Origin of the sequence: Mixta sp. (assembly GCF_024610815.1) — a bacterium.
GTDB classification, from domain to species: domain Bacteria; phylum Pseudomonadota; class Gammaproteobacteria; order Enterobacterales; family Enterobacteriaceae; genus Mixta; species Mixta calida.
Map to the genome: position 1 here is coordinate 1 of NZ_JANION010000227.1, position 14,437 is coordinate 14,437.

At 57.6% G+C, this 14,437-nt stretch carries 11 protein-coding genes and 1 rRNA gene; 3 read left to right on the forward strand and 9 right to left on the reverse strand.

Going from position 1 to position 14,437, the window contains the following annotated elements; all coding sequences use genetic code 11:
• Both rrf and MYY08_RS17535 read left to right on the forward strand, forming a co-directional pair.
• Positions 1-96: ribosomal RNA gene (gene rrf / locus MYY08_RS17530) — 5S ribosomal RNA — on the forward strand; the annotation flags it as partial.
• Positions 97-550: 454 nt separating this feature from the next.
• Positions 551-1,852 (forward strand): MFS family transporter, encoded by a 1,302-nt coding sequence (locus MYY08_RS17535; RefSeq protein ID WP_038624563.1) that lies wholly within the window; start codon positions 551-553, stop codon positions 1,850-1,852.
• 2 nt (positions 1,853-1,854) lie between these two features.
• On the opposite strand, the gene MYY08_RS17540 is transcribed toward MYY08_RS17535, so the two are convergent.
• From MYY08_RS17540 to trxC, 5 genes are all read right to left on the reverse strand, one after another.
• Entirely contained in the window at positions 1,855-2,175 is a 321-nt protein-coding gene (locus MYY08_RS17540) for a YfiM family lipoprotein (protein ID WP_038624565.1), read from the reverse strand.
• A 42-nt stretch (positions 2,176-2,217) separates the two neighbouring features.
• A complete protein-coding gene (gene pssA, locus MYY08_RS17545; RefSeq protein ID WP_038624567.1) occupies positions 2,218-3,573 on the reverse strand; it encodes a CDP-diacylglycerol--serine O-phosphatidyltransferase in 1,356 nt (451 codons plus the stop codon).
• 103 nt (positions 3,574-3,676) lie between these two features.
• Entirely contained in the window at positions 3,677-6,340 is a 2,664-nt protein-coding gene (locus tag MYY08_RS17555) for a bifunctional acetate--CoA ligase family protein/GNAT family N-acetyltransferase (protein ID WP_038624569.1), read from the reverse strand.
• Positions 6,341-6,374: 34 nt separating this feature from the next.
• Positions 6,375-7,076: a tRNA-uridine aminocarboxypropyltransferase gene (locus MYY08_RS17560; protein WP_084971277.1), complete on the reverse strand. Its 702-nt coding sequence runs from the start codon at positions 7,074-7,076 to the stop codon at positions 6,375-6,377.
• Positions 7,077-7,155: 79 nt separating this feature from the next.
• A complete protein-coding gene (trxC, locus tag MYY08_RS17565; RefSeq protein ID WP_104951577.1) occupies positions 7,156-7,575 on the reverse strand; it encodes a thioredoxin TrxC in 420 nt (139 codons plus the stop codon).
• Between the two features lie 201 nt (positions 7,576-7,776).
• Here trxC and MYY08_RS17570 point away from each other — a divergent pair, with 201 nt between their 5' ends.
• Positions 7,777-8,901, forward strand: coding sequence for a tRNA/rRNA methyltransferase (locus tag MYY08_RS17570; RefSeq protein WP_084971275.1), 1,125 nt, complete (start codon positions 7,777-7,779; stop codon positions 8,899-8,901).
• 274 nt (positions 8,902-9,175) lie between these two features.
• Here the strand turns inward: MYY08_RS17570 and emrB are convergent, their stop codons facing one another.
• The 4 genes from emrB to MYY08_RS17590 form a co-directional block, all read right to left on the reverse strand.
• On the reverse strand, positions 9,176-10,711 hold the full coding sequence (emrB, locus tag MYY08_RS17575; protein WP_084971273.1) for a multidrug efflux MFS transporter permease subunit EmrB: 1,536 nt from the start codon (positions 10,709-10,711) through the stop codon (positions 9,176-9,178).
• Positions 10,712-10,725: 14 nt separating this feature from the next.
• Positions 10,726-11,901 carry a multidrug efflux MFS transporter periplasmic adaptor subunit EmrA gene (gene emrA / locus MYY08_RS17580; protein ID WP_038624575.1) on the reverse strand — a complete coding sequence of 392 codons (1,176 nt, stop codon included), beginning with the start codon at positions 11,899-11,901 and terminating at the stop codon, positions 10,726-10,728.
• A gap of 156 nt (positions 11,902-12,057) precedes the next feature.
• Positions 12,058-12,591, reverse strand: a complete 534-nt coding sequence (gene mprA, locus MYY08_RS17585; RefSeq protein ID WP_038624577.1) for a transcriptional repressor MprA — start codon at positions 12,589-12,591, stop codon at positions 12,058-12,060.
• A gap of 569 nt (positions 12,592-13,160) precedes the next feature.
• Entirely contained in the window at positions 13,161-14,345 is a 1,185-nt protein-coding gene (locus MYY08_RS17590; RefSeq protein ID WP_104951576.1) for an MFS transporter, read from the reverse strand.
• Between the last annotated feature and the right edge of the window lie 92 nt (positions 14,346-14,437).

The following is a 14,437-nucleotide window of genomic DNA, read 5'->3' on the forward strand; positions in this document are numbered from 1 at the left end:
GGTCCCACCTGACCCCATGCCGAACTCAGAAGTGAAACGCCGCAGCGCCGATGGTAGTGTGGGGCCTCCCCATGCGAGAGTAGGGAACTGCCAGGCATCAAACAAACGACAGAGCCTCAGCGAAAGCTGAGGCTTTTTCGTATTTGAATTCTGTAGCGATAGCCGCAACAAGAGCCGATAAAAACGCGCGGCGTCGTGGATTCAGGCGCTAAAAAAGCTTTTACGCCCGATCTGCTATTTAATCTTTCCTCTGTTTTCATTTTTTAGCCGCACTTTTATTCTGCCTCTTCCATATATCTCTCATCAATCAACACGTCTGCTAAGATTTGCCTCTTAACTTCAACTTATTGATCGGCAAAGCGGATTCAATATTTCTTCTTAAAAACTTCTCTAATGCTTTCTTATTGCTAAGCATTGTTCTGGCGCCATAACCCCAGCAGCTTCACAAAAGTAGTAGCCTGAACATAAAATTTTTTCTTAACACTGCGCTTTAATGCTTTACTGAATTTTTGTCTTTTTTAGCGGCAAGGAACAACAGTGAGGCATATCTATGGCTGATGTAGTCACCAACAATAAGCGATCCGGGATCGCTAAGGCGTCAGATAAAAAGCGTATTGGCGCAATAATCGGCGCCTCCTCAGGCAATCTGGTGGAATGGTTCGATTTTTACGTTTACTCCTTCTGCTCTCTTTATTTCGCGCATATTTTCTTTCCTTCAGGAAACGCCACGACTCAGCTGGTGCAAACCGCAGGCGTGTTTGCCGCCGGTTTTTTAATGCGTCCTATCGGCGGATGGCTCTTTGGCCGCATTGGCGATCGCCACGGACGTAAAACGTCTATGCTGATTTCAGTATGTATGATGTGTTTCGGCTCGCTGATGATCGCCTGCCTGCCTGGATACGACACCTTAGGCATTTGGGCGCCAATACTGCTGCTGATGGCCAGACTTTTTCAGGGCCTGTCTGTTGGCGGAGAGTACGGCACCAGCGCGACCTATATGAGCGAAGTGGCGATAGAAGGGCGCAAGGGATATTACGCGTCGTTCCAGTATGTGACGCTTATTGGCGGGCAACTGCTGGCGCTGCTTACCGTCGTGGTGCTGCAACAGCTATTGCCTCATGAGGCGTTACGTAGCTGGGGATGGCGCATTCCTTTTGGGCTGGGTGCGGTTCTGGCGATCGTGGCGCTGTTCCTGCGTCGCTCGCTGGATGAAACGACTGACGATAAAACCCGCCAGCATCAGGATGCCGGACGTCTGCGCGGGTTGTGGAAGCACCGACGCGCTTTTTTAATGGTGCTGGGTTTCACCGCTGGCGGCTCGCTTAGCTTTTATACCTTTACTACTTACATGCAGAAGTATCTGGTTAACAGTGCCGGGATGGATGCTAAAACTGCCAGCGGATTAATGACGCTGGCGTTGTTTGTTTTCATGCTGATCCAGCCGTTGATCGGCGCGCTGTCAGACAAAATCGGCCGACGTAGCTCAATGCTGATATTCAGCACTGGCGCGATGATCTGCACCGTGCCGATTCTGACGCTGCTGCAACAGGCTGAAAGCGGTTGGCTGGTCTTTATGCTGGTGATGTTGGCACTGCTGATTACCAGTTTCTATACCGCTATCAGCGGCATCGTCAAAGCTGAGATGTTTCCCCCGGAAGTGCGGGCGATGGGCGTAGGGCTTTCTTATGCGGTGGCGAATGCCATCTTTGGCGGATCGGCGGAATATGTGGCGCTGTCGTTGAAGGCGGCAGGACATGAAACCCACTTTTTCTGGTATGTGTCACTAATGGGAGCGGTGGCGCTGCTGGTTTCGCTAATGCTGCATCGCAAAGGGCAGGGGATGCGGCTGTAAACTCACTGGCCGATATTCCACAGGACAAAGCCGGTCGCTGCGCCGGCGATATCCCATCCTAAATCTTTCCAACTCCAGCCGCTGCCATCCGGGCGGCTGTCATACACCTCTTTCACTGCGCCCAGGCTGAACGCGAACATTAAACCGAAGCTGTTGCTGCGGCGTGTGTTCCAGCCCTGCTGCTGACCATATTCATTGCCAGCGACGGAAAGCAGCGCAGAGGCGATAAAATGCTGCGCCTTATCCTTTCCAGTCCAGCGATCCTGCGCGGTATGGCTACAGCCAGTACAGCATAAGCAGAGTAAAAGCAGCATAATTCGCATCGTAGCTCCTGAACGGCCAGGCGCAAACAATCCGCCTGATGCTTACAGAATCCGGCTAATTAAACGATCGATACGGATACGGCGCAGGCGCCTGATCAATTTACGCACTTTTACCGGATAGTCGGCAATGCTGTCGAGATCGCGGAAGTGCTTCACCACGCTCGTATGCTGACGGATCAGCGCCAGTTCCCGATCGCGCTGATCGGCCAGCTGTTGCAACGGATCGTGAATCAGCACGGCGTTTTCCAGATCCAGCCGCCAGGCGCGCGGATTGAGGTTATTGCCGGTAATCAGCATCCATTCATCATCGACCCACATACCTTTCAGGTGATAGCTGTTATCGCCATCCTTCCACAGACGTACGGTCAGCTGGCCGTTGCCGACATAATATTGCAGTCGGCTGAGAAAGCGTCGCAAATTGATTTCATACAGATAGGGCAGGGCGCCGATAATCTTAAATGGCTGATCTTCGGGGATATAGAAATCGTTGGCCGTCTTATCGCCAACGATAATCTCTACCTCTTTGCCGTGGCGCAGCAGCCAGATAATATTGCGTACCAGAATCGCTGGCAGATTGAAATAAGGCGTACAGAGCGTCAACTTGCGTTCCGTACAGGGCATCAAATGGTAGATGGTCTTATTTAACAGGCTGCGCTTGCCAAGCCCGACCAGCGGCGTCACCGCCAATTCTTCGTTATTGGCGTCAGGCGTAAAGTGGTAATCGAAGCCGCGCAGATCCTGACGGAACTGGCGGGTTTCATTTTTGATTTCCGGGCTTTTCGGCCGCTCATGCTGATCGAGGCGATGCACCGCTTCCGCTTGCTTCAGATTCCGATCGATCCATTCAAACATGGCGTCGGCCAGCTTCGGATTACGGATCAGCTGATAGCGATCGTAGCGGTATTTATCATGTTGATGCAGGTAAACATCGTTCAGGCTGGCGCCGCTGTAGAGCAGCGTATCGTCAATAATAAAGCCTTTGAGATGCAGTACGCCCAGTGCTTCGCGGGTATTGACCGGGATGCCGTAAACCGGAATCGCGATATCGGGATTCTGGCTCGCCATCTCGCAATACCAGTCCGCATTGGTCACGCCTTTAGCGTCACCGATGCGGCCGCGCTGTGCCCGGTGCCAGTCCACCAACACGCTGACATCCAGCGCTGGCCGCGCGCGTTTGGCGGCGTAGAGCGCGGACAGGACGGCGCGCCCGGCGTCATCATTTTCCAGATAGAGTGCCACGATGCAGATGCGCTGCGTCGCGCTGGCGATCTTCTCCAGCAGCGTAGCGCGAAACTCGGATGGTGAGTAAAGCGTGGTCACATCAGCAACTGACTGAGACAGTTTGGGCAGCTGTGCAAGGTGTTGTTGGTGTTTATTGCGCTTAAATTTAGACAACATCACAGTGCGCTTCTTCTCTATTCATTGAGTGGTCTTCTGCCATGAAATCATGGTCCTAACCGACAATATTAACATTAACTACGCCTAAAGAGCGATCTCGCCGTTAATGTTGCTCGCCAGCGTACTTAAGAGGCAGGCGCAGACTGACAATACCATCTTCCAGCTGCACATCCACGCTGAATCCCAGCTTCTTCGCCAGGGTAATCATGCCTTGATTACGAGGCATAGTAATGCCATTTAGCTGTTGCAGACCATGATGTCGCGTATAGACAATCATCTTTTCCAGCAGCCGTCTGCCCAGACCTACTCCTTTTAGATCCGATCGCACCAGCACCGAGAATTCGGCGTCGGTATTATCCGCATCGGAGATGGCGCGGGTCACGCCGATAATCTCCGCTTCGCCGCCTTGCTCGCGCACCGCCACGAAAGCCATTTCTCGATCGTAGTCGATTTGCGTCATATTGGCTAAATCCTCATGGGTAAACTCATTGATCTCGCTAAAGTAGCGATAATAGAGATCTTCTTTAGTGACCTGGGCGATAAAACGCCGCAGCAACGGTTCATCCTCCGGCAAAATCGGCCGGAACAGGCAGGTTTCGCCGTTTTTAAGGGTGACGCTTTCTTCCAGAGTATGCGGGTAAGGGCGGATAGCCAGGCGCGATTCATTCACGCCGTTGAACGCCGCCAGCGTTAGCGTCACATCCAGCAGGGTAAACTCGTCACCGGCGGCCAGCAGAGGATGGATATCGAGCCGCTCGATTTCCGGGCAATCCACCACCAGGTTGGAGACTTGCACCAGCACCTGGCTTAGCGCCGCAATATCCAGCGGTCGCAGGGCGCTGCGTCCACGGATCTTGCCGCTTTTAATCGCCTGAATCACCAGATAGCGCGCCAGTGTCATATTGAGCGGAGGCAGCGCCACCGCCGCGTGACGATCCGCCTGCCATTCGACGCCTCCTTCGCCCAGCATGATCACCGGGCCGAAAAGCGGGTCCTGCTCAACGACAATCCGCAGCTCCTGTGCCCCGGCGCGGTTCGCCATGCTCTGTACCAGCAGCCCGTGAATGCGCGCCTGCGGCCAGGTCAGCTTCACGCGATCGATAATCGCATTCGCCGCCTGCTGCACTTCGCTGGCGGTACGCAGATAGAGCATGACTCCCTGTACGTCCGATTTATGCGGAATATCCGGCGATCGCAGTTTCAACGCCACTGGATAGCCGATCTGTCCGGCGATATGCACCGCTTCCGCGCTATCTCCGGCGATCCAGGTGGGCAGCGTCGTCAGGCCATAGGCCTGTAAGATGGCTTGCACCTCATGGGTGTCCAGGCGAGTGGCGCCCTCGTTCAGCGCCTGCTGAATAAGCTGATGGGCGTACGCGGTATCCTGCTTCAGCGTGGCGGGCAGGGCAGGCGTTTCGCGCAGTTGTTTCTGGTTGCGCCGGTACTCCACCATATGCATAAAGGCGGTCACCGCGCCTTCCGGCGTACGATAGGTCGGGATCGCCGCATCGCTGAACGCGCGCCGCGCCTCCTGTGAAGAATATTCCCCGCACCAGTTAGTGAGCAGCGTCAGCGTTTTGCCGCGTGGATGTTGCTTAATCCGTTCAATCAGTCGCAGGGCGGTTTTCGTCGCCGGTGCAACGGCGCTGGGGGCGTAGATAATCATCAGCGCATCCAGCTCATGACTGTCGAGCAGCAGGGAAATCGCCTGCAGGTAGCGCTCCGGGGTGGCGTCGTCCTTTAGATCGAGTGGATTGCCGGGAACGATCTCTGTCGGCAGCTGCGCCCTGAGCGCGTTCAGTGTCTCTTCACTGAGACGCGCCAGTTTGCCGCTGCGTGCCTGCAATGCATCCAGCGCCAGCGCGGCGGGCGCGGCGCCGTTGCTGACGATCATCAGTCGCTCGCCGCGCAGGGGCCGCATATGGCTCAACGTTTCCACGGCGGAAAACAGCTCATGGGTATCCTGTACACGCAGCAGACCTGCGCGCTGAATGGCGGCGTCCCAGGCGGCGTCGAGCCCGGCGTGAGTTTTCAACAGCTGCTGCGCCTGCGGGCTGCGGCCGCTTTTGATCACCAGAATAGGCTTATTGCGTGAGGCGCTGCGCGAGGCGGAGACAAAGCGGCGCGCATCGCTCAGGTGTTCCAGGTAGAGCAGGATGGCGCTGGTCTTGCCATCACGCGCCAGGAAATCAAGCAGGTCGTCGATATCGGTATCCAGGCTGTCGCCCAGCGCGATAAACCAGGAGAAGCCCAGTTGCCGCTGCTGCGCCCAGTCGAGAATGGTATTGGAGACGGCGGCGGACTGTGACACAAAGGCCAATTTGCCTTTCAGGATAGGTACCGGCGAAAAGCTGGCGTTAAGGCCCTGCCACGGCGCCAGCAGGCCGAGGCTGTTAGGACCAAGCAGACGAATTTGCCAACGGCTGGCGCACGCTTTCAACGCTTCCAGCTGGCTTTCCGGCGCGGAAAGAATGATGCAGGCTTTACAGCCTTTCTCGCCCAGCTCCTGCAACAGCGCCAGATTGCGGCTGGCGTTGGTGCAGATCACCGCCAGTTCCGGCGCAAAAGGCAGGCTGGCGATATCTGGCCAGGCCAGCACGCCGGAAACCGCCTTATATTTCGGCGTGACGGGCAGCACCGGGCCGCTAAAGCCGCCCGCCAGCAGATTACGCATCAGCAGATAGCCGGCGCGCCCCGGCTTTACCGAGGCGCCGATAACGGCGATGGATTTCGGTCTTAACAGCGCTTCCAGTCCACGTTGGCTCATTTCCCGCTCCTGAAACCCCTAAGTCGTTCAGAGTCTAAACGCTTTCCGCCTCTTCTGCCGTGAGGTGGGCTGGATGATGTGGTTTTCCCGCCAGATAGCGCTGGCGGAACAGCATAAAGTGATCGCTGAGCGCCTGGCCCGCCGCCGTATCGCCCGCCTGGCGCAGCAGCGCTGCCGCCACTTCGGCGGTGCAGTGTTGACCAGGCCCGTGCGCTTCGCGCAGCGTATAGGCGGAAGGGGCGGTAAGCTGTAATGACATAACGGGCAGCCCGTCGAGCCAGGGGCTTTTGCGAAACATTTTCCGCGCTTCGGTCCAGGTGCCGTCCAGCATAATGAACAGCGGCGGCTTGCCGGTCACTGGCGGCTGGTTCAACACCGGACGGCCCTGGTCGGCATAGGACTCAGGAAATACCACCATCGGTTGATAGTGAGTATTTGCTACTGCTTCAAGCAACGCTGGGTCTGGCTCAGTGCGCGACCAGCCAAAGGCCAGCGTCTCCGGCAGGATATCGGCGATCAGACGGCCAGTATTGCTCGGCTTCATTGGCTCGGTATCGAACATCACCAGACAGAAGCGGCTGCGCGCCTGATGAGGGGTGATGTTGGCGCACAGGCAAAGTTTCTGCGGCAGCAGGCAGCCCTGGCAGCGGCGAACGCGGTTGCCTCGCGCTAAAAAGGGACGGGTGGCGCGCGCCAGGCGCTCGGCGCGCAGGCGTAAAACGGCGTTATGAGTCATAAGATGCACTGGCAAAAACGCCATTGTAGCGGGAAGCGGGCGGGAAATGGAGTGCGGCTGGCGTCACCAGCCGCAAAGATCAGAGCGCTTCGTCCAGCCACTCGTTAAACGGGGCTTTCGGCATTGCGCCGTTCAGCATATCGACCAGTTGGCCCTGCTTAAACAGCATAATGGTCGGGATGCTGCGAATGCGAAAGCGTGCGCTGAGTTCCGGCTCCGCTTCCGTGTTCACTTTCAGGAAACGCACCTTACCGCTGCGCTCGTCGGCGACATCTTCATAAACAGGCGCAAAGTTCACGCAGGGACCGCACCAGGGCGCCCAGAAATCGACCACGACGGGCAGATCATCCTGCAAATATTTGTCCAGCGTGGCGGTGGTGACATTAATCACTTCGCCATCGAACAGCTCGCTGCCACAGCGGCCGCATTTTGCGCCATCGGCAATGCGCTCTTCCGGAACGCGATTCGTTGCCTGACAGGATGCACATACCGTATTCATTTATCACCTCAGGGTTTATCGTTAACGGCTTACTGAGCCGCTAATTTTTTGCGTAAGCTTAATTATCAATCGGCCCGGATTGAGCGACAACATGGAATGCTCAATGAATATAATAGTTAGCGACTTTTAGCGGAAGTTGATGGCATACAACCCATGCTTCAGGTAATCTTCGCGCTTCGCGCTCAGCAGGTGGAGGAACAGATGAACGACGAATTCAAAGGTAAAAGCGGCAAAGTCAAAGTGATGTATGTTCGCGGTGAAGATAATGGTGACAAACGCGGACAAAATCCCCGGACGGGCAAAGGCAGCAGGCCCGGCGCTGACCGCCAGGAAGGGAGCCGTCGTCCATCCCGCCAGTCTGACAGCGCCGCACGTGGCGGACGTGATGGTCGCGACAGCCGCGATAACCGTGGCGGACGCGACGAACGTAACGGCCGCAGCGCCCGCGACAACAATTTCCGTGGCGACCGCGACGCGCAGCCGCGCAGCGATTCGCCGTGGCGCACCGTATCCCGCGCGCCGGGCGAAGAGGCCAAGCCCGATCACGGCGGCATCAGCGGCAAGAGCTATATCGATCCTGAGCAGCTGCGTCGTCAGCGTATGGAAGAGACGCGCGTATATGGCGAGAACGCTTGCCAGGCGCTGTTCCAGAGCCGTCCTGAATGCATCGTGCGCGCCTGGTTCGTCCAGAGCGTGACGCCGCGTTTCCGCGATGCGCTGCGCTGGCTGGCAGCCAACCGCAAGGCTTACCACGTTGTGGAAGAGGCGGAGCTGGAAAAAGCGTCCGGCACTGAGCATCACGGCGGCGTCTGCTTCCTGATTAAAAAACGCGTGGGCACCCCGGTCAGCGAATGGCTGGCGACGGATCGCGAGCAGGATTGCGTGCTGGCGCTGGAGAATATCGGCAACCCGCACAACATCGGCGGCATTATGCGCAGCAGCGCGCACTTCGGCGTGAAAGGCCTGCTGGTGGACGACGCGGCGGTGCTGGAATCGGGCGCGGCGGTGCGTACCGCAGAAGGCGGCGCGGAGCATGTGCAGGCGCTGAGCGCCGAGAGCTTCGTTAAAGGGCTGGAAGCGTTCCGCAAAGCGGGCTACACCATCGTGACGACCTCGAGCCACAAAGGCAGTACGCCGCTGACGCAGGCGAAACTGCCGGCGAAGATGGTGCTGGTGCTGGGTCAGGAGAGCGACGGCCTGACCGAATCCGCCATGAAGCAGGGCGATATGAGCGTTTCGATTGACGGCACCGGCAAGGTCGAAAGCCTGAACGTGTCGGTAGCGACTGGCGTTCTGCTGGCGGAGTGGTGGCGACAGAACCACTAAGCTGATTCAGCAAGATTCAAAAAAAGAAAAACGGGCGTTAGCCCGTTTTTTTATGCCTGAACCACAGGCGCTTGCGCCTTCCCTGACGCGGGACGCTTCTGCCCGAACCTTCCGCGCCTTAACATTGGCGCAGGTGCCTGCGCCGAAGGTTCGGTCCGATCGTAAAGACGCAATCCGTCATCCCTGACTGCTCGGCCCGCGCCTTCCCTGGCGCGGGACGCTTTACGCTTCTGCCCGAACCTTCTGCGCCTTAGCATTGGCGTAAAAGGTTCGATCAGTGCGCGCCGCCGCCTCCGCCGCCGGAGCTAAAGGGCGGGCGCGCAAACCAGATGGTGATTACCAGCATCAGGAAAATCCCCGCCGATAGCCAGAACACCTCGTTAGCGGAAATAATCAGCCCCTGATTGGTGATCTGCTGCGCGATATAGCCTGACGCCTGCTGTTGGCTCATGCCTAACTGCTCCAGCTGCCGATAGGTCTCCTGCGCATTGCTGCTGTAGGGCGTAATCGATTCGCTGAAATAGCTGTGGTGCATCGATTCGCGGTTGGTCCACATCGTCGTGGTGATCGACGTGCCGATCGAGCCTGCCAGGGTACGCAAGAAGTTCGACAGGCTGGACGCTGCGGCGAGCCGCTCCGGCGGCAGCCCCGATAGCGTAATGGTGGTCAACGGCATAAAGAAGCAGGCCACCGCCAGTCCCTGGATGAACTGCGGCCATGCCGACGCGCCGAAGTCCATTCCCGGCTCGAAGGTCCAGGCGCGCCAGTAGAAGCAGACGGCATACATAATAAAGCTGAAGGTCACCAGCTTGCGCATATCGATGCGGTGGGCGAAGCGGCCGATAATCGGCGACAAAATCACCGGGAAAATTCCCACCGGCGCGGAAGCCAGCCCCGCCCAGGTCGCCGTATAGCCGTACACTTCCTGCAACAGCTGCGGCAGCAGCACGATAGAGCCGAAGTAGAGCATATAGGCGAGGCTGATCGACAGGCAGCCGATGGTAAAGTTGCGCGACTTAAACAGCGTCAAATCCACCACCGGGTGATCGTCGGTCATCTCCCAGACAAACAGCACCGAGAGCGCCACCACCGCCACCACCGTTAATACGATAATTTCGGTCGAGCTGAACCAGTCGAGTTCGCGCCCGCGATCCAGCATGATCTGCAACGCGCCGATGCCTACCACCAGCAGCACCAGCCCCACGGTATCGATCGGTCGAATTTCGGTTTTGGTCTCCCGGTTGCGCAGCGTCTGTAACGTCAGGATCGTCACCACAATGCCGATAGGCACGTTGATAAAGAAAATCCAGCCCCAGTGGTAGTTATCGCTGATCCAGCCGCCGAGGATTGGGCCGCAGATCGGCGCGACCACCACCGTCATCGCCCAGAGCGACAGGGCGATACTGCGTTTAGCGGGCGGATAGTTGCTCAACAGCAAACTCTGCGAGAGCGGAATCAGCGGCCCGGCTACCAGACCCTGAATCACGCGGAACAGAATCAGCGTAGTGAGACTGTTCGCCACGCCGCACAGGAAAGAGGCGAGCGCAAAGGCGATGGTGGACCACACAAACAGCCTCACCTCGCCAATGCGCTTCGCCAGCCAGCCGGTGATCGGGATCGAAATCGCGTTCGCCACGCCGAAAGAGGTAATCACCCAGGTGCCCTGTGAGTTGGAGGCGCCCAGGTTGCCGGCAATGGTCGGTATGGCCACGTTGGCGATGGTGGAATCCAGCACCTGCATAAAGGTCGCCAGCGACAGCGCGATGGTCATCAGAACCAGCTGAGCGCCTTCAAGCGGTTTTTGTGCCATAACCCTCTCCTGCGTTATTCGTTCGCATTGGCGCGAATAATATCGCTGATTAACTTATTGACCGGCGCCAGATCGATCGCCAGCGCATCGCTCTGGTAGGCGGGCGACTGACGCGCCTGAGACGCCAGCACCGTGCCCTCTTTATTGCTGGTATCCACTTTCACCAGCGTAGAGAGACCGATGCGCAGCGGATGCGCGGCCACTTCCTTCGGATCCAGCTCGATACGCACCGGCAGGCGCTGCACCACTTTGATCCAGTTGCCGGTGGCGTTCTGCGCCGGCAGCAGCGAGAAGGCGCTGCCGGTGCCCATATCCAGGCCGACGACCTTGCCGTGATAAACCACGTCGTCACCGTAGATATCGCTCACCACCGTCGCCGGTTGGCCGATGCGCACGCCCGCCAGCTGCGTCTCTTTAAAGTTAGCGTCTACCCAGACACCGGTAGCGGGCACTACGGCCATCAGCGGCGTGGTGGTAGAGATTTGCGCCCCGACCTGCACGCTGCGGCGGGAGACGTAGCCATCGGTAGGGCTGCGAATGTCGGTACGCTGCAAGGCGAGCCAGGCGTCACGCAGCGCGGCGGCATTCTGTTTCACCGCCGGCTGGTTTTCCAGCGAGGTGTCCAGAATCATCGCCTGGTTGGCGTTGTATTGCTGAACGGCGACATCAAGCTGCGCCCGCGCCGTGGCGACGGCGTCGCGCGCGTGCTGCAACTCTTCGCGGCCGATGAGGTTAGAGGCGCCCAGCGGTTCGCGGCGTTTGAGGTCCGCTTCCGCCTGCGCAAGGGCAGTTTTTTGCAGGGCGATGGAGGCCTGATACTGCTTGCTGTTGATCATCATCTGATGCGTCTGTCGCACGCTGGTGGCCAGCGCAGTCTGCGCTTTTTCAAACGCCTGCTCCGCATCGGTTTTATCCAGCGTCACCAGCACGTCGCCTTTTTTCACAAAGTCGGTATTGTCAAACCAGACCTTGTTTACGCTGCCGCTCACCTGCGCCATGATCTGTACCTGATTGCCCGCCACGTAGGCGTCATCAGTCTCTTCAAAATGGCGCAGCACCAGCGCCCAGTAAATCAAATAAGCGACGCCAATCAGAACAAACAGAACGGCCAGAAAAATTAACGCGCCTTTACGTTTTTTCTTCTTATTGGCGGGCTGTTGCGGGTGTTGCGTTTCCGCGTTCGCACTCATGATTCTCTCCACGTTTTCCACGTATACACGTATTTCGGGGTGCGTCGCTCCCTGTACGCAGTGGCCCGAGCCTAAAATGCCAGCGAAACAGGCGCTGGCATGGATAAAAGGGAATTAAGATATCGATTTCTGAGCGTGATTGTGTCGCAGGAATTGCTATTGGTGTGAGAGGGAGGAAATGACTTCCTCTTCGTCCATTTGATCAAGACGATTCAGCAGCTTGCGCGTCAGGCTTTCCAGCTGCGCTTTTTCGCTGTTGTTGAGGGAAGACCAGAGATACTGCAGGCTCTGGTGCTGCGGCGGGAGCACCTGACGCAAGAAGGCGTTGCCTTTTTCCGTCAAATGCAGATGCAGGCAGCGGCGATCGTTGTCGCTCTCGCGGCGTTCGATCCAGCCGCGCTTTTCCAGTTCGTCGGCAATGCGCGTCGCGTTGGTGCGGGAAGATCCCAGCGCCGCGCTCAGCTCTGAAGGCTGGATGCTCTGATTTTCCTGCGCGTCCAGCGTAATCAACGCCATAAACAGTGTCTCGTTAATCCCCTGAGCTTTCAGCATTTTATTGCGATTATCCAATAGCTTGCTCTGCATATGCATGCACAGACGCGTCAGCATGATTTCCTGGAGCGGGAAATCTTTGTGACGAGTAGCGCGAATATTCAGCATCTGTTCAATGGGAGTAAACGAACTTTCCATCTTAAAGGAACCTCATTAGTTGCAACTGGTATAGTAATGGTGATGACGAAACAGGCATAAACATCGTTACCAGCAGGGATCGCTCATGCAATCGCAACGCCACCATCTAAAATTTCCGGCTCACTCCATAAACCGAAAGGTCGGACAGCCCGACTAAGGCCGCCTGGGTTTCATTCAACGATCGTCTCGCGGCAAAGCGGGTCAGTGGCGCGCTGGTCCTGCTGCGCGCGGTCGCTTGCCGACAACCGTTAAATGCAAAATCGACGCGCCGTTGTTCAGGCTGCTGGCTCGCTTGCCTTCCCTGAGGGAAACCAGGCGAGCGCGAAAACCTGAGAAACCGCGCGCAGATAGCGGTTAAAACATGCCTGGCGCTAATGAACCAGGACGGTTAATAAAGCTTGCAATCAGGCTGCTTCATCCCGCTTTCCTGCCGTACTCTTTCTATAACCTAACTAATTGCTTATGAAAAAATAACTAAAATGAACAAATTCACCGCTAACCATACCAGAGTGAAGAACTGCTTTATAGCCCGCCACTACTGAAAAAAAACGCTATTTACACATCGCTCGTCAATTATTGTGATCTTCATGACGGTAGCCCGCCCACCAACTTAACAGATTAAGCAAAGTTAATAGCGTTCCTGCGGCGCAGACGCCATACCAGCCGGCGAAATGATAAGCTGTGGCGGAGAGCAGAGAGCCTGCCGCGCCGCCGATAAAATAACTGGTCATATAGCCCGACGTCAGCCGGTTGCGCGCTTCAGGCAGACGGCGGTAGATCACGCTCTGGTTGGTGATATGTACGCCCTGTACCGCCAGATCGAGCAGGATAATCCCGGCGATCAGGGCCAGCAGGGAGTGCGCGCCCAGCGCGGTCAATCCCCATGAGGCCAGCATCAGCAGCAGGCCGATCGTCGTGGTCAGGCGCGCCTTGCCTCTGTCCGCCAGCGAGCCCGCCTGACGCGCCGCCAGCGCGCCGGCTGCGCCCGCCAGGCCCAGCAGGCCGATTTCGCCTTCTGTATAGTTCCAGGGCGGCGCGGCCAGCAGAAAGGCCATGGATGTCCAGAGCACGCTGAAGTTAGCGAAAGAGAGGCAGCCGATAATCGCGCGGGTGCGGATCACGCGCGTGCTGGCATACAGACGGAAAATAGAGCCGAGCAGCTGCGGGTAGCTGAGATCGACCGTCTGGCGATAGCGCGGCAGACCGCGCCACAGCGCCAGCGCCATCAATACCATCAGCACGCTCGCCACCCAGAACACCGCGCGCCAGCCGCCCAGCTGCGCCAGCGCGCCGGCCACGGTGCGCGCCAGCAAAATACCGAGCAGCAGGCCGCTCATGACCGTGCCCACCACTTTGCCGCGTTTTTCCGGGGCGGCGAGAGTGGCGGCCAGCGGCACCAGCAGCTGCGCCACCACGGAAAACAGGCCGGTCAACGCGGTGCCCAGCAGCATCATGCTCAGTTGCGTGGAGAGCGCGGTAATTACCATGCCGCCCGCCGCCAGTAGGCTCATGCCGACAATCAGGCCGCGGCGCTCCAGGCGATCGCCCAGCGGCACCAGCAGCAGCAAACCGGCGGCGTAACCGAGCTGCGCCGTGGTGACAATAAAACCGGCCTGATTTACCGACAGATCGAAGCTGCGGGCAATGGTTTCCAGCAGGGGCTGGGCGTAATAGTTGCAGGCAACCGCCAGGCCGGTGGCGACGGACATCAGGGCGACCAGCATCGGACTTAGCCCGCGTGTCGTTGAATTCATAAGCAATAAGCGTGGTTGATAAATCGTCGCGGCTAATAATAACCCAAAAAACTATTTCATTGTTGGACGCATTTAACAGGACATACCAGTTC